15 protein-coding genes are annotated in these 14,737 nt (G+C 64.3%); 9 read left to right on the top strand and 6 right to left on the bottom strand.

What is annotated here, in order from left to right; translation table 11 throughout:
* The first annotated feature begins 20 nt into the window (after positions 1–20).
* Genes grxC through ACR3EK_RS16590 form a run of 3 tightly spaced genes read left to right on the top strand, consistent with a single transcriptional unit; the run spans position 21 to position 1,563 of the window.
* On the top strand, positions 21–278 hold the full coding sequence (grxC, locus tag ACR3EK_RS16580; protein ID WP_170461159.1) for a glutaredoxin 3: 258 nt from the start codon (positions 21–23) through the stop codon (positions 276–278).
* A complete protein-coding gene (locus ACR3EK_RS16585) occupies positions 278–1,108 on the top strand; it encodes a carbon-nitrogen hydrolase family protein (protein WP_480633945.1) in 831 nt (276 codons plus the stop codon). Before grxC ends, ACR3EK_RS16585 begins: the two co-directional genes overlap by 1 nt.
* Positions 1,109–1,122: 14 nt before the next feature.
* Positions 1,123–1,563, top strand: coding sequence for a MarR family winged helix-turn-helix transcriptional regulator (locus tag ACR3EK_RS16590; RefSeq protein ID WP_170343133.1), 441 nt, complete (start codon positions 1,123–1,125; stop codon positions 1,561–1,563).
* Between the two features lie 3 nt (positions 1,564–1,566).
* Here ACR3EK_RS16590 and ubiG read toward each other — a convergent pair whose 3' ends face one another.
* The gene (gene ubiG, locus ACR3EK_RS16595) at positions 1,567–2,313 is read right to left on the bottom strand and encodes a bifunctional 2-polyprenyl-6-hydroxyphenol methylase/3-demethylubiquinol 3-O-methyltransferase UbiG (protein WP_480633946.1); all 747 of its coding nucleotides are present in this window, start codon (positions 2,311–2,313) and stop codon (positions 1,567–1,569) included.
* A 48-nt stretch (positions 2,314–2,361) separates the two neighbouring features.
* Here ubiG and pip point away from each other — a divergent pair, with 48 nt between their 5' ends.
* From pip to infB, 6 genes are all read left to right on the top strand, one after another.
* A complete protein-coding gene (pip, locus tag ACR3EK_RS16600; RefSeq protein WP_480633947.1) occupies positions 2,362–3,339 on the top strand; it encodes a prolyl aminopeptidase in 978 nt (325 codons plus the stop codon).
* Positions 3,336–4,157 (top strand): ABC transporter substrate-binding protein, encoded by an 822-nt coding sequence (locus tag ACR3EK_RS16605; protein WP_480633948.1) that lies wholly within the window; start codon positions 3,336–3,338, stop codon positions 4,155–4,157. Before pip ends, ACR3EK_RS16605 begins: the two co-directional genes overlap by 4 nt.
* Positions 4,158–4,339: 182 nt before the next feature.
* On the top strand, positions 4,340–4,930 hold the full coding sequence (gene rimP / locus ACR3EK_RS16610) for a ribosome maturation factor RimP (RefSeq protein ID WP_170342422.1): 591 nt from the start codon (positions 4,340–4,342) through the stop codon (positions 4,928–4,930).
* The gene (gene nusA, locus ACR3EK_RS16615; RefSeq protein ID WP_093963624.1) at positions 4,930–6,549 is read left to right on the top strand and encodes a transcription termination factor NusA; all 1,620 of its coding nucleotides are present in this window, start codon (positions 4,930–4,932) and stop codon (positions 6,547–6,549) included. The genes rimP and nusA overlap by 1 nt, the downstream gene beginning before the upstream one ends.
* Before the next feature lie 22 nt (positions 6,550–6,571).
* The gene (locus ACR3EK_RS16620; RefSeq protein WP_170343128.1) at positions 6,572–7,195 is read left to right on the top strand and encodes an RNA-binding protein; all 624 of its coding nucleotides are present in this window, start codon (positions 6,572–6,574) and stop codon (positions 7,193–7,195) included.
* Between the two features lie 8 nt (positions 7,196–7,203).
* A complete protein-coding gene (gene infB / locus ACR3EK_RS16625) occupies positions 7,204–9,684 on the top strand; it encodes a translation initiation factor IF-2 (RefSeq protein ID WP_170359920.1) in 2,481 nt (826 codons plus the stop codon).
* Positions 9,685–9,735: 51 nt separating this feature from the next.
* On the opposite strand, the gene ACR3EK_RS16630 is transcribed toward infB, so the two are convergent.
* The 5 genes from ACR3EK_RS16630 to ACR3EK_RS16650 form a co-directional block, all read right to left on the bottom strand.
* On the bottom strand, positions 9,736–10,563 hold the full coding sequence (locus ACR3EK_RS16630; RefSeq protein WP_480633949.1) for an alpha/beta hydrolase: 828 nt from the start codon (positions 10,561–10,563) through the stop codon (positions 9,736–9,738).
* 3 nt (positions 10,564–10,566) lie between these two features.
* The gene (locus tag ACR3EK_RS16635) at positions 10,567–11,454 is read right to left on the bottom strand and encodes a tryptophan 2,3-dioxygenase (protein ID WP_480633950.1); all 888 of its coding nucleotides are present in this window, start codon (positions 11,452–11,454) and stop codon (positions 10,567–10,569) included.
* A gap of 64 nt (positions 11,455–11,518) precedes the next feature.
* Entirely contained in the window at positions 11,519–12,547 is a 1,029-nt protein-coding gene (tdh, locus tag ACR3EK_RS16640; RefSeq protein ID WP_480634046.1) for an L-threonine 3-dehydrogenase, read from the bottom strand.
* 20 nt (positions 12,548–12,567) lie between these two features.
* Positions 12,568–13,518, bottom strand: a complete 951-nt coding sequence (locus tag ACR3EK_RS16645) for a PLP-dependent cysteine synthase family protein (protein WP_480633951.1) — start codon at positions 13,516–13,518, stop codon at positions 12,568–12,570.
* Positions 13,518–14,702 carry a glycine C-acetyltransferase gene (locus ACR3EK_RS16650; RefSeq protein WP_480633952.1) on the bottom strand — a complete coding sequence of 395 codons (1,185 nt, stop codon included), beginning with the start codon at positions 14,700–14,702 and terminating at the stop codon, positions 13,518–13,520. Before ACR3EK_RS16650 ends, ACR3EK_RS16645 begins: the two co-directional genes overlap by 1 nt.
* Between the last annotated feature and the right edge of the window lie 35 nt (positions 14,703–14,737).

Here is a 14,737-nt window from a genome sequence, read left to right on the forward strand (position 1 = left end):
GAAATCCAAGGGAACGGACCATGAAACCGGTTGTCATCTATACCTCGCCGCTGTGCGGCTTTTGCCACGCGGCCAAACGGCTGCTAAATCAGAAAGGCGTCGCTTTCGAGGAAATCGACGTTTTGATGAACCCCAAACACAAGCCCGAGATGATCCAGCGGGCAGGCGGACGGCGCACGGTGCCTCAGATCTTCATTGGTGACACCCATGTCGGTGGCTGCGACGATCTGTACGAACTCGAACAGGCCGGCAAGCTGGACCCGCTGTTGGCCGCTTGATGAGAACCGCCCTACTGCAGATCACCTCGTCGGACGACCCGGCCGCGAACCTGGACATGGTGCGCGCCATGATGGCCGAGGCCGCGGGCGGGGGCGCGGGGTTCATCCTGACGCCCGAGGTCACCAACTGCGTCTCGACCAGCGGAACGCGCCAACGCGAGGTATTGCAGCACGAGGAAGACGACATCACACTGGCGGGCCTGCGCGAACAGGCGGCGGAATTGGGCGTGTGGCTGCTGATCGGATCGCTGGGGCTGAAGACTCATGACGCCGACGGGCGGTTCGCCAACCGATCCTTCATGATCGACCCGCAGGGCGGGATCGTGGCGCGCTATGACAAGATCCACATGTTCGACGTGCAGGTCACCGAGACCGAGACCTTTCGCGAATCGGCCAGCTATCGCCCCGGGTCGCGCGCGGTGATCGCCGAGACCGCCTTCGGCAAGGTCGGCATGACCATCTGCTACGACATCCGGTTCCCGCATCTGCACGCCGCGCTGGCGCAGGGCGGGGCCACGATCCTGACGGTTCCGGCGGCGTTCTCTCCGGTGACCGGCGCGGCCCATTGGGAACCGCTGCTGCGCGCCCGCGCCATCGAGACCGGCTGTTGGGTCATTGCCCCCGCGCAGACCGGGGAACACCCCAAGACCCGCGGCAAGACGCGCCAGACCCACGGGCACAGCATGGTCGTATCGCCCTGGGGCGAGGTGCTGATCGACGCAGGCACTCAGACCGGCATTCACTTTTTTGATCTGGATGATAGGTCTGTTACAGAGGCACGGCGGCGCGTGCCGTCCCTGACACATGTCCGCCCGTTCGACGGGCCCTGATCCAGAACCGGGTAATGACTGACGAAACCAACGCCCTGGCGGTCGCGCTGTTCAGCGAGATTCTGACCGCGGACCAATTGCTGCGGAACCGGCTGAGCCGGGTGCTGCCCAAGGGCATGGAAATCTCGCATTTCTCGGTGCTGAACCACCTGGTGTTCGTGGGGGGCGAGCGGACGCCCGCCCAACTGGCCAGCACATTCCATGTGACCCGTGGAGCGATGACCAACACCTTGGCCAAGCTGGAATGGGCCGGATACATCCACATCCGCCCCGATTGGGACGATGCCCGCCGCAAGATGGTGGCGATCAGCCCGGCCGGCCGCCGGGCGCGGGATCAGGCGATCTCGGCCATCGCGCCTCTGATCAACCGGGTCGTGGGCGAGCTGGGCCTTGAGCGTGTGCGCACGACCCTGCCGGTTCTGCGCGACCTGCGCATGAAGCTGGAAGAGGAATAGGCCTCAGCCCGACTTCACGCTGGCGGTGACATAGTTCACGCTCAGATCCCGGTCCGAGATCGACCAGCTCCAGGTGATCGGGTTAAATACGAATCCCTTGCGGTCCACCGGGTCCAGACCGGCCTGGCGCAGCAGGTTGAACAGCTCGTCCGGGGTGATGAACTTGGACCATTCATGCGTGCCGCGCGGCAGCCAGCGCATGACGACCTCTGCCCCGAAAATCGCCATCGCATAGGATTTCGGGTTGCGGTTGATGGTCGAACAGATTTCCAGCCCGCCCGGTTTCAACAGCTGTTGCGTGGCGGTCAGATAGGCCAGCGGATCGGCCACATGCTCGACCACCTCCATGTTCAGAACCACGTCGAACTGTTCGCCCGCGTCGGCCATCGCCTCGGCGGTGGTGTGGCGATAGTCGATCTGAAGGCCGGATTGCTCGGCATGGATGCGGGCCACGGGCAGGTTGCGCTCGGCCGCGTCGGCGCCCACGACCTCGGCGCCCAGCCGCGCCATCGGCTCGCTCAGCAACCCGCCGCCGCAGCCGATATCCAGCAGGCGCAGGCCCGCGAACGGTTTCGCTGCCGTCAGGTCCCGGTCAAATTCGCCCGCGATCTGCTGTGTGATATAGTCCAGACGGCACGGATTGAGCATGTGCAGAGGTTTGAATTTCCCGTGCGGGTCCCACCATTCGGCGGCCATGGCCTCGAATTTTGCGATCTCGGACGGGTCCACCGTGTTCGGATGCGCTTGCATTCCTGTCTCCGTGTGCTCTTTTACGCTGTAGGACTATATAGGGCCATAATGGACAAGTACCCGGACCAAAAGCGCGCAGTGCAATATCTTTACCCGCCGGTCGATCCGTTCGACCAGCGCGTGGTGGATATGGGCGATGGGCACCGCATCTATGTGGAACAATGCGGCAATCCCGACGGGATTGCGGTGGTGGTTCTGCATGGCGGCCCCGGTGGCGGCTGCAGCCCGGCCATGCGGCGCTATTTCGACCCCGAGGTCTTCCGGGTGATTCTGTTCGACCAGCGCGGCTGCGGCCGGTCGCGGCCCACGGCCTCGGTCGAGAACAACACGACGTGGCACCTGGTGGCCGATATCGAGCGCCTGCGGAAACTGTTCGAGATCGACGACTGGATCGTATTCGGCGGCAGCTGGGGCGCCACGCTGGCGCTGATCTATGCCCAAACCCACCCCGACCGGGTGACCCGCCTGGTTCTGCGCGGCGTGTTTCTGGCCACGCAGGCGGAGCTTGGCTGGTTCTATGGCGGCGGGGCCGGCAAGTTCTGGCCCGAGCAATGGGCGCGCTTCACCTCCCTGCTGCGCGACTCGGAACTGTCCGACACAATCGGCGCCTACAACAAGCGGCTGTTTTCGGGCGATCGCGCGACTGAGATCCTGTACGCCCGCGCCTGGTCGCACTGGGAAAACGCGCTGGCCTCGATCCACACGAACGGGGCCGTCGGTGAAAGCCCCGGCGAATATGCGCGCACCTTCGCGCGGCTCGAGAATCACTATTTCATCAACAAGGCGTTTCTGGAACATGACGGCCAGATTCTGGACCGGATGGACCGGATCGCGCATATCCCCGGCCATATCGTGCAAGGCCGGTACGACATGATCTGCCCCCCGCAGGCGGCTTGGAGCCTGGCCGAGAAATGGCCCGAGGCCGAGCTGAAGATGGTGCGGCAGGCCGGTCACGCCCTGTCGGAGCCTGGGATCAGCGCCGAACTGGTGCGCATCATGGACCGAATCGCGCAGGAGGTGGCATGACCCGCATCGACCGCCGTGCTCTGTTCACCTCGGGTGCCGCCGCAGCCCTGCTGGCCGCGACGGGGGCCTCGCTGGCGGATACGCCGAAATCGGGCGGCGTGCTGCGCATCGCCGTGCCGCGCGATGACAGCCTGGACCGGCTGGCCCGGGGTGCGGTGTTCGACACCCTGACCGAGATCGCGCCGGACGGCACTCTGCGCGGCGAGCTGGCGACCGCATGGCAGACCGATTCCGAGGCCCGGGTCTGGACCTTCGACCTGCGTGCGGATGCAGTGTTTCACGACGGTGCGGCGCTGACGGCCGGGGATGTTCTGGCGGTCATGTCCGAGGTCGGGCGCGCCGAAGCCCTGGCGCCGGACCGCATCCGGATCGAACTGGCCGTGGCCAACCCCGGCCTGCCTTTCCTGCTGGCCGATACCCGGTTCGTCATTACCCGCGACGGGCAGAGCGTTTCGCCGCTGCAGCAGGCGAACGGCACCGGGAGTTACCGGGTCGAACGGGCCGAAGACGGGCGCCATTTCCGCGGCCGCCGGGTCGCGGGCCACTACAAGGATGGCCGTGCCGGCTGGCTGGAGGCGGTCGACATCATCGTGATCCCCGACCCGGCCGTGCGGGCCGAGGCGCTGCGTGACCGCTATGTGGACGTGTCGGTGCTGCCGGCGGCGCAAGGGCTGCGCGGTCTGGGTGGCGTGCGGTTCTTCCCCAACGAATCAGAGATGTCGCTGGCAATCTCCGGCACCGTGGGTCTGCCACGCCGGATCGGGCGGGGCGCGCCGTTGGACGATGGGCGCATCGCGGAACGCTGGTGGATGGCCTGAGACCGACCTGAAAACTGACGCGGATTGTCCGTTGGTTGACGGCAGGGGTTGCAGACTCGGGGCGTCCTGCGTATATGCAGTTGCAACAGCGGCGTGTCGGACTTCTGGTCCGAGGCTCCACCGGAAAATTCGACGGGCCGCGCGCCCGTTTTTTTGTGCCCGATTGAAGGGTAGAGCACCATATGACAAACGACCTGATAGCCAAGGCGGCGATCGACCGACGACTGGCCGAGATCATCACTCCGGTGATCGAGGATCTGGGATATGAGTTGGTCCGCATCCGCCTGATGAGCGGCAAGCAGACCACGCTGCAGATCATGGCCGACAAGCCCGATGGCGGCATCGAGGTGGATGACTGCGCCGAGATCTCGAACGCGGTCAGCGCCACGCTGGACGTCGAGGACCCGATCCTTGACGCCTATACGCTCGAGGTGTCCAGCCCTGGCATCGACCGCCCGCTGACGCGGCTGAAGGACTTCGAGATGTTCGAGGGCTACGAGGCCAAGCTGGAAACCACCGAGCTGATCGACGGCCGCCGCCGCTTCAAAGGGGAACTGGCCGGTGTCGAAGGGGATGAGGTTCTGATCAACATCCCCAACGGCGAAGAGACCGTGACAATCGGTCTGCAATTCGACTGGCTGAGCGATGCCAAGCTGGTCCTGACCGATGACCTGATCAAGGAAATGCTGCGCCAGCGCAAGGATGCCGGCGCCCTGAACGAAAACGCTTTCGACGAGATTGAGACCGAAGGGTCCGAAGAGGAGACGAACTGATGGCAATCACCTCAGCAAACCAGCTTGAGCTGTTGCAGACCGCCGAGGCTGTGGCCCGCGAAAAGATGATCGACCCCGGTCTGGTCGTCGAAGCGATGGAGGAATCGCTCGCCCGTGCCGCCAAGAGCCGCTACGGCGCGGAAATGGACATCCGTGTGTCCATCGACCGCAAGACCGGCAAGGCGACCTTTACCCGGGTCCGCACCGTGGTCGCGGATGACGAGCTTGAGAACTATCAGGCCGAGATGACCGTCGAGCAGGCCAAGCAATACATGGAATCGCCCGAGATCGGTGACGTCTTCGTGGAAGAGGTCCCGCCGGTGGAAATGGGCCGGATCGCCGCTCAGTCGGCCAAGCAGGTGATCCTGCAGAAGGTTCGTGAGGCCGAGCGTGACCGCCAGTACGAAGACTTCAAGGATCGTGTCGGCACCATCATCAACGGCGCCGTCAAGCGCGAGGAATTCGGCAACGTGATCGTCGACCTGGGCGGGGCCGAGGCGGTTCTGCGCCGCAACGACAAGATTGGCCGCGAAAGCTATCGCCCCAATGACCGGGTGCGCGCCTACATCAAGGAAGTGCGCCGCGAAACGCGCGGTCACCAGATCTTCCTGTCGCGCACCGCGCCCGAGTTCATGGCCGAGCTGTTCAAGATGGAAGTGCCGGAAATCTATGACGGCATCATCGAGGTCAAGGCCGTGGCCCGTGACCCCGGTTCGCGTGCCAAGATCGCGGTCATCTCGTATGACAACTCGATCGACCCCGTCGGCGCCTGCGTTGGTATGCGCGGCAGCCGCGTGCAGGCCGTCGTGAACGAGCTGCAGGGCGAAAAGATCGACATCATCCCGTGGAACGAAGACCAGCCGACCTTCCTGGTGAATGCGCTGCAACCCGCCGAGGTTTCCAAGGTGGTTCTGGACGAGGAAGCAGGCAAGATCGAAGTCGTCGTGCCCGAGGAACAGCTGTCTCTGGCGATCGGTCGCCGTGGTCAGAACGTGCGTCTGGCCAGCCAGCTGACCGGTCTGGACATCGACATCATGACCGAGGCCGAAGAATCGGCGCGCCGTCAGAAGGAGTTCGAAGCCCGCACGCAGCTGTTCATGGACAGCCTGGACCTGGACGAATTCTTTGCCCAGCTGCTGGTCTCGGAAGGCTTCACCAACCTGGAAGAAGTGGCCTATGTCGAGCTGGACGAACTGCTGGTGATCGATGGCGTCGACGAAGGCACTGCAAACGAGCTGCAGGCCCGTGCGCGCGAATTCCTTGAGGCACAGGCCAAGGCGGCGCTGGACAGCGCCCGCAGCCTGGGTGCCGAGGACAGCCTTATTGAATTTGAGGGCCTGACACCCCAAATGGTTGAGGCGCTTGCCAAGGACGGCGTCAAGACGCTGGAAGACTTTGCAACCTGCGCTGACTGGGAACTGGCCGGAGGCTGGACCACGGTTGATGGCCAGCGGGTCAAGGATGACGGTATTCTCGAACCCTTTGGCGTGACGCTGGAAGAGGCGCAGGATCTGGTGATGACCGCCCGGGTCATGTTGGGCTGGGTCGACCCCGCCGATCTGGAGCAGCCCGAGGCAGACGTCGAGGACGAAGCAGCAGACGAGGAGGCCGAGGCCTGATTCCAGGCCTCGGGTGGCACACATGGGTCGCGGTGGCGTCCATAAGGAACGGTCCGAAGGGCCAGAGCGGAAATGCATCGCCACGGGCGAGGTGCAGCCTCGGTACGGGCTGATCCGCTTTGTAACCGGCCCGGATGGGCAGGTTTTCCCGGATGTCGCGTCCAAGTTGCCGGGTCGGGGCGTTTATGTCTCGGCGGATCGCAAGGCGCTGGACACGGCCGTCGGCAAGAAGCTGTTTGCACGCGGGTTCAAGGCGCAGGTGACTGTACCGCAGGACCTTGTGGACGAGGTGGAGCGTCAATTGTCGCGCCGCGTGATCGAATTGATCAGCCTGGCGCGAAAGTCCGGCGATGCGGTCGCCGGGTATGAAAAGGTCAAGTCCTGGCTTGACCGCGAAGAGGCCTGGGTTCTGATTCAGGCGGTCGATGGTTCCGGGCGCGGCAAGTCCAAGCTGAGCACGCCGCATTTCGGGAAATACATCGGCTGGCTGACCGCAGACGAGCTTGGGGCGGCATTTGGGCGCCAAACGGTGATTCATGCGGCGCTCGCCTCTGGCGGACTCGCCAAACGTGTTGTAGAGGAAGCGCAGCGCCTGCGTGGCTTGCGCGATATGGATGACGGCGGCAAGGGCCGCGCGGAAGGGTAAGAAGCTTTATGAGCGATAGTGACGGCAAAAAGACATTGGGTCTTCGTGGCGGGGCACGCCCCGGGAATGTGAAACAGAGTTTCAGCCACGGACGCACCAAGAATGTCGTGGTGGAAACCAAACGCAAGCGCGTGGTGGTTCCCAAGCCGGGAGCGTCCAAGCCCAGCGGTGGCGCTGCGCCGTCGGGTGATCCTTCGCGCCGGCCGGCCGGGATTTCCGATGCCGAGATGAATCGGCGCCTGAAGGCATTGCAGGCGGCCAAGGCCCGTGAGGTCGAGGAAGCCGAACGCCGCGAGGCCGAGGAAAAGGCGCGCGCCGAAGAGCGTGAACGCCGCCGCGCCGAACAGGAGGCCAAAGAGCGCGAACAGCGCGAGGCCGAGGAGAAAGCCCGGCAGAAAGCCGAGGAAGAAGAGCGCAAGCAGAAAGAGGCCGAAGAAGCCGCTCAGCGCGCCGCAGCAGAAGCCGCGGCCGCGAAAGAGGCGCCCAAAGCCAAGGCCCCCGCGGCCAGCAAGCCTGCGCCAGCGGAAACACCGCGCAAGGCGGATCGAGAACAGCGTCAGACCCGCGGCAAGGGCCGTGACGATGGCCGCCGTTCGGGCAAGCTGACCCTGAATCAGGCGCTTTCGGGCGGTGAGGGTGGTCGGCAGCGTTCGATGGCATCGATGAAGCGCAAACAGGAGCGTGCGCGGCAGAAAGCCATGGGCGGCTCGGTCGAACGGGAAAAGGTGATCCGCGAGGTTCAACTGCCCGAGGCGATCGTCGTATCGGAACTGGCCAACCGTATGGCCGAACGCGTCGCCGATGTCGTCAAGTCGCTTATGAACATGGGTATGATGGTCACGCAGAACCAGACCATCGACGCCGACACTGCCGAACTGATCATCGAAGAATTCGGCCACAAGGTCGTGCGGGTTTCGGATGCGGATGTCGAGGATGTCATCTCGGATGTCGAGGACAAGGATGAAGACCTGCAGCCCCGTCCGCCGGTCATTACCATCATGGGTCACGTCGACCACGGCAAAACCTCGCTGTTGGACGCGATCCGCGACGCCAAAGTCGTTGCGGGCGAGGCCGGTGGCATTACCCAGCATATCGGCGCCTATCAGGTGCAGACCAACGACGGCACTACGCTGACCTTCCTGGATACGCCTGGCCACGCGGCCTTTACCTCGATGCGCTCGCGCGGTGCTCAGGTAACGGACATCGTGGTGCTGGTTGTCGCGGCGGATGACGCTGTGATGCCGCAGACGGTCGAGGCAATCAACCACGCCAAGGCCGCCGGTGTTCCGATGATCGTTGCGATCAACAAGGTCGACAAGCCCGAGGCCAACCCGGACAAGGTGCGCACCGACCTGCTGCAGCACGAGGTGATCGTCGAGAAGATGTCCGGCGAGGTTCAGGATGTCGAAGTGTCGGCCATCACGGGCCAGGGTCTGGACGATCTGCTGGAAGCCATCGCGCTGCAGGCCGAGATTCTGGAGCTGAAGGCCAACCCGAACCGCGCCGCGCAAGGCGCCGTGATCGAGGCGCAGCTGGACGTGGGCCGTGGCCCGGTCGCGACCGTTCTGGTCCAGAAGGGCACGCTGCGCCAAGGCGACATCTTCGTCGTGGGCGAGCAGTACGGCAAGGTCCGCGCGCTGATCAACGACAAGGGCGAGCGCGTCCAGGAAGCCGGGCCTTCGGTTCCGGTCGAGGTTCTGGGTCTCAACGGTACGCCCGAGGCCGGTGACGTTCTGAACGTGACCGAGACCGAGGCGCAGGCCCGCGAGATCGCCGAGTACCGCGCGCAGGTTGCCAAGGACAAGCGCGCCGCCGCCGGTGCCGCGACCACGCTGGAACAGCTGATGCAGAAGGCCAAAGAAGACGAGAACGTGGCCGAGCTGCCCATTCTGGTCAAGGCCGACGTGCAGGGCTCGGCCGAGGCGATCGTCCAGGCGATGGAGAAGATCGGCAACGACGAGGTGCGCGTGCGCGTGCTGCACTCGGGCGTCGGCGCCATCACCGAAACCGATATCGGCCTGGCCGAAGCGTCGGGTGCTCCGGTCTTTGGCTTCAACGTCCGGGCCAACGCATCGGCGCGCAACACCGCCAACCAGAAGGGCGTCGAGATCCGCTACTACTCGGTAATCTACGATCTGGTGGATGACGTCAAAGCCGCCGCCTCGGGCCTGCTGAGCGCCGAGATCCGCGAGAAGTTCATCGGCTATGCCGAGATCAAGGAAGTGTTCAAGGTCACCGGCGTCGGCAAGGTTGCCGGCTGTCTGGTCACCGAGGGCGTTGCCCGCCGTTCGGCCGGCGTGCGCCTGCTGCGCGACAACGTGGTGATCCACGAAGGCACGCTGAAGACGCTGAAACGCTTCAAGGACGAAGTGGCCGAGGTTCAGTCGGGTCAGGAATGCGGTATGGCGTTCGAGAACTACGACGATATCCGCCCCGGCGACGTGATCGAGATCTTCGAGCGCGAGGAAGTCACCCGCACGCTGGATTGATCCGGTCGAAATCGAAAGAAACGGCGGTCCCCAGGGCCGCCGTTTTCGCTTTCAGGGGTGGTCGTTCAGAAACGTCCCGTCATTGAGGATGATGTCGAAATGGTGCGTGCCCGGCTGCAGGTCAAAGTTGACCGCATGCCCGGCCTTGCGCAACGCTTCGGCATAGTCGCGGCTCTGGCGGATGAACTCGGCCGTGTCCCGCTCGCCCACCGTGACCCGGTAGCGCGGCCCGGGCGCGGGCAGGTTCAGGATGGGGGACAGGTCGTGCAGCTCGACCGGGGTCAGTTGCAGGGGATCGTTGACCGGGGTCAGACTGATCGGTTCCAGATCGTAGACGCCGCTGATCAGGATGACTTCGCGCACCCGCAGGCCGATCCGGGCGAATTGGTCGGCCGAGGTCGCCATGACCATCGCCGCCAGATGCGCGCCGGCGCTGTGCCCGGACAGGGTGACATGCGAGGCATCGTACCCCAGCGACTTGGCCCGGGTGGCCAGCCACATCAGCGCGGTCCGGCATTCATCGACCATCTGGCCCAGCCGCGCGTCCGGGGCGAGCGTGTAGTTCACCGTCGCAAAGGCCTGCCCGCCTTGGACCAGCGCGGGCGCCATCATCGCCGAGTCGCGCTGGCTGAGCGCCTGCCAATAGCCGCCGTGGATAAACACATGCAGCGGTGCGCCGGGCGCGCGGGCGGGAAAGAAATCCAGCACCTGCGCGGGAGTGTCGCCATAGCCGAGGGTCTCTTGCACCGTCAGTTGCGCCCGCGCCTGCGCGCTGAGCACTGAATAGGCCGCCAGATAGGGCGCAAGGTCGCCGCCGATCATCGAACTGGGCGCGTATTCGCGCTCCAGCTCGGCTTGGGTAAATCCGCGATACAGCATGGCTCAGCCCTGTCCGCCGTACATCAGGTCGGTGCGCACGTCATAAAGGTCATGGAAGAATCGCAACTCCAGCGCCTTGCGCAGGAAGGCCACGCCGCTGGAGCCGCCGGTGCCGGGCTGCATGCCGATCACACGTTCGACGGCAGTCGCATGGTCGAACCGCCACCGCTGGAACAGCGATTCCACATCCATCAGCTTTTCGGCCAGCGCATACAGGTCCCAGTATCGGCCCGTGTTCCGGTAGATCTCGGCCCAGATCTTCACGATGCGCGGATCGCCGGAATAGGTCTTTGAATAGTCCCGGTCCAGCAAGTCCTGCGGCACGTCAAACCCCTGCCGCGCCAGCATGTGCAACACCTCGTCATACAGCGACGGTTTGACCAGGGCGCCGGTCAGCATCTCCATCACTTCGGGGTCGTGCTCATGCACCTTCAGCGTGGCGGTGTCCTTGTTGCCCAGGATGAATTCGATCTGGCGATAGCCGTAACTCTGGAAGCCGGATGAATTGCCCAGCGCCTTTCGGAAGGTCATATAATCGGCCGGGGTCATGGTCAGCAGGGTCTCCCATGCCGCGATCAGCTGGCGCTGGATCGCCTTGATCCGGTCCAGGTTCTTCATCGCGGGGCCGAACTCATCCTGCTGCAGGAACCGGCGCACCTCGACCAGCTGATGGTGCATCAGTTTCAGCCAAAGCTCGCTGACCTGGTGGATGATGATGAAGAGCATCTCATCGGGTTGGGCCGGGTCCTGAAAGGTTTTCTGCAGCTTCAGCAGGGTCTTGAGTTGCAGGAAATCGCCATAGCTTTTGCGGTGCGTGTCCGCGAAATCGGTTACCAGCGTGTCTTCGATTCCCCGTTCCAGCGGGCGGTCGCCCTTGGCTTTGTCGGCCATTTAATTTCCTCCCCGGCATGTGTGCGCACCTGTCTAGAAGGTGCGTTTGCAACTATCCAGAGGGTCAGGTCCAGTCCAGCACCACCTTGCCCGATTTTCCCGACTTCATGGCGGCAAAGCCCTGCGCAAAGTCATCGGCGGCAAAGCGATGGGTGATGACCCGGCTGACATCCAGCCCGTTCTGCAGCATCGCGATCATCTTGTACCAGGTCTCGAACATCTCGCGGCCGTAGACGCCCTTGATGGTGATCGCCTTGAACACGATGCGGCTCCAGTCGACGGGTGATTTTCCGGGCGGAATGCCCAGCAGGGCGATCTTGCCGCCCATCACCAGCGCCTCGACCATCTGGTCCAGCGCCGCCTGCGAGCCCGACATTTCCAGCCCCACGTCGAAACCCTGGCTCATGCCCAGGTCGGAAATCACCGATTGCAGCTCTTCCTCAGCCACGTTCACCGCCCGGACCGAAGGCACGACATGCTGCGCCAGCGCCAGCCGGTCGGGGTTGATGTCGGTGATCACCACATGCCGGGCGCCGGCGTGGCGGGCCACCGCGGCGGCCATGATCCCGATCGGGCCGGCGCCGGTGATCAACACGTCCTCGCCCAGCAGGTCGAAGCTCAGCGCGGTGTGCACGGCATTGCCCAGCGGGTCGAGAATCGCGCCGATTTCGTCGGGGATGTCGTCGGGCAGGGGCACCACGTTGAAGGCCGGCAGCTTGAGATATTGGGCAAAAGCGCCCTGTTCGTTCACCCCGATCCCGCGGGTGCCCGGGTCCAGGTGGAACTTGCCCGCGCGGCTTTGGCGGCTGTCGGTGCCGATCAGGTGACCCTCGCCCGAGCAGCGCTGGCCGATCTTCAACCCGGTCACGTTGCGTCCCAGCTCGACGATCTCGCCGGCGAATTCGTGGCCGGTGATCATGGGAACGGGCACCGTGTGCGACGCCCATTCATCCCAGTTCCATATATGGATGTCGGTGCCGCAGATCCCGGTCTTTTTCACGCGGATCAAAACCTCGTCGGGGCCGATCTCGGGGACCGGGGCCTGTACCATCCACAGCCCTTCTTCGGGCCTGGACTTCTCCAGCGCTTTCATCGTGTTGGGTCGCATCCGGATCACTCCCACAAATCGGTCGACAGGTATTTCAAGCCGCTGTCACACATCACGATGGCGATGCAGCCACCGCGTTCGGGGCCACGCAGCAGGTCGATGGCGGCAGCCAGGTTCGCCCCGGCGGAAAAGCCCGCAAAGATGCCTTCGGTGCGGGCCAACAGGCGGGCGGCGTTGCGCGCTGATGCGCCGGTGACGGACAGATGACCGGCCAATTTCGCTCCGTTCAGATGCGTCAGAACCGACATCGCATAACCACCGCCCTGGATCGGATGATCGGGCGCACGGACGGGTTCACCGGCCAAGGCACGAGCGCCGTCGGGCTCGACCGCATAGCACCGCACCCCAAGGGGTGACAGGTAGTCAGAGACCCCGGCAAGTGTGCCGCCAGAGCCGGCAAAATCACAAAAGGCTGTCACGGCACCTGCTGATTGGGCCCAGATTTCCGGACCCGTCCCGGCGGCATGGGCCTTGGGGTTGCCCGCGTGGCCGAACTGATCGGCGCGGAATGCGTTGCGCTCGGCGGTGATGCGGCGGGCGGCGTCATCCACCAGCGCCAGGTCGGCGCCCGAGACTTCGCCCGGTTTGCCGCCTTCGGCCTGAGGGACGATCACCACCTCGGCGCCCAAGGCGCGCATCATGCGGGCGCGTTCGACCGAGTTCCCTGCGCTCATGACCGCCACGAACGGGTGCCCCAGAATGCCGCAGACAATCGCCAGGCCGGTGCCCATGTTGCCTGAGGTCAGCTCGACCACCGTCTGCCCCGGGATCAGGCTGCCGTCGGCGCGGGCCTGTTCGATGATGGACCGGGCGGCCCGATCCTTTTTCGAAAAGCCCGGCAGCAGATAGTCCAGCTTTGCTAGAATACGGCCGTCCAGATCCAGAATTTGGCAAACCCGGGACAGCTCGATCAGGGGCGTATCGCCGATCGCGTCGATGACCGAGTTCAGAACCATCAGATGACCCCCAACGCCTTTCCGACCTTGCCGAAGGCGGCCAGAGCGCGGTCCAACTCGTCGCGGGTCAGCGCCGCGTTCATCTGGGTGCGGATGCGGGCCTGGCCACGCGGGACCACCGGGAAGAAGAAGCCCGAGACATAGACGCCTTCGTCGAACAGGCGGGCGGCCATGTCCTGCGCCAGCTGCGCCTCGCCCAGCATCACGGGGATGATCGGATGTTCACCCGGCAGCAGGTCGAACCCCAGCCTCTCCAGCCCGGCGCGCCAGTATTTCGCGTTGCCGAACAGTTGCTTGCGCAGCATGTCGCCCTCTTCGACCAGGCGGATCGCCTCGAGCCCGGCGGCGACGATGGAAGGCGGCAGCGAATTCGAGAACAGATAGGGCCGCGCCCGCTGCCGCAGCAGGTCGATCACTGGCTGCGGCCCGGCGATGTAACCGCCGATTGCCCCCCCAAGTGCCTTGCCCAATGTCCCGGTCAGAATGTCCACGTCCACGCCGAAATGATCCGGCGTGCCCGCGCCGCGCGGCCCCATGAAGCCGGTGGCGTGGCAGTCATCGACCATCACCACCGCGTCGTATTTGTCGGCCAGTTCGCGGATCCTGGGCAGGTTGGCCAGGTAGCCATCCATCGAGAACACTCCGTCGGTGGCGATCATGATGTGCCGCGCCCCGTCCTCGCGCGCCTGTTTCAGCCAGGCCTCGAGGTCGTTCATGTCATTGTTCATGTAGCGATAGCGTTTGGCCTTGCACAGCCGCACCCCGTCGATGATCGAGGCATGGTTCAGACTGTCCGAGATGATGGCATCCTCGGGTCCCAGCAGGGGTTCGAACAACCCGCCATTGGCGTCGAAACAGGCCGCGAACAGGATCGAATCGTCCTTGCCCAGAAACTTGGCCAACCGCTGCTCCAACTCGCGGTGGATGTCCTGCGTGCCGCAGATGAACCGGACCGAGGCCATGCCGAACCCCTTGGGCTCCATCGCGTTCTTCGCGGCCTCGATCAGCGCCGGATGGTCGGCCAGACCCAGGTAATTGTTGGCACACAGGTTGATGACCTGACGTCCGCCCACCGTGATCTCGCCGCTTTGGGGCGAGGTGATCATTCGTTCCGTCTTGTACAGGCCTTCCGCCTTGATCTGCGAGAGGGTGTCCGAAACGTGGGACAGGAATGCATCAGCCATGGCGATCTCCTTCTTCTGAGTCGCGTATCTAACAT

The sequence above is a fragment of the Ruegeria sp. BC8 genome (assembly GCF_056535705.1).

What these genes read in the sequence shown, in the direction of transcription:
- grxC (WP_170461159.1), top strand. Translation starts at nt 21, where the DNA reads ATGAAACCGGTTGTCATCTATACCTCGCCGCTGTGCGGCTTTTGCCAC.
- ACR3EK_RS16585 (WP_480633945.1), top strand. Translation starts at nt 278, where the DNA reads ATGAGAACCGCCCTACTGCAGATCACCTCGTCGGACGACCCGGCCGCG.
- ACR3EK_RS16590 (WP_170343133.1), top strand. Translation starts at nt 1,123, where the DNA reads ATGACTGACGAAACCAACGCCCTGGCGGTCGCGCTGTTCAGCGAGATT.
- ubiG (WP_480633946.1), bottom strand. Translation starts at nt 2,313, where the DNA reads ATGCAAGCGCATCCGAACACGGTGGACCCGTCCGAGATCGCAAAATTC.
- pip (WP_480633947.1), top strand. Translation starts at nt 2,362, where the DNA reads ATGGACAAGTACCCGGACCAAAAGCGCGCAGTGCAATATCTTTACCCG.
- ACR3EK_RS16605 (WP_480633948.1), top strand. Translation starts at nt 3,336, where the DNA reads ATGACCCGCATCGACCGCCGTGCTCTGTTCACCTCGGGTGCCGCCGCA.
- rimP (WP_170342422.1), top strand. Translation starts at nt 4,340, where the DNA reads ATGACAAACGACCTGATAGCCAAGGCGGCGATCGACCGACGACTGGCC.
- nusA (WP_093963624.1), top strand. Translation starts at nt 4,930, where the DNA reads ATGGCAATCACCTCAGCAAACCAGCTTGAGCTGTTGCAGACCGCCGAG.
- ACR3EK_RS16620 (WP_170343128.1), top strand. Translation starts at nt 6,572, where the DNA reads ATGGGTCGCGGTGGCGTCCATAAGGAACGGTCCGAAGGGCCAGAGCGG.
- infB (WP_170359920.1), top strand. Translation starts at nt 7,204, where the DNA reads ATGAGCGATAGTGACGGCAAAAAGACATTGGGTCTTCGTGGCGGGGCA.
- ACR3EK_RS16630 (WP_480633949.1), bottom strand. Translation starts at nt 10,563, where the DNA reads ATGCTGTATCGCGGATTTACCCAAGCCGAGCTGGAGCGCGAATACGCG.
- ACR3EK_RS16635 (WP_480633950.1), bottom strand. Translation starts at nt 11,454, where the DNA reads ATGGCCGACAAAGCCAAGGGCGACCGCCCGCTGGAACGGGGAATCGAA.
- tdh (WP_480634046.1), bottom strand. Translation starts at nt 12,547, where the DNA reads ATGAAAGCGCTGGAGAAGTCCAGGCCCGAAGAAGGGCTGTGGATGGTA.
- ACR3EK_RS16645 (WP_480633951.1), bottom strand. Translation starts at nt 13,518, where the DNA reads ATGGTTCTGAACTCGGTCATCGACGCGATCGGCGATACGCCCCTGATC.
- ACR3EK_RS16650 (WP_480633952.1), bottom strand. Translation starts at nt 14,702, where the DNA reads ATGGCTGATGCATTCCTGTCCCACGTTTCGGACACCCTCTCGCAGATC.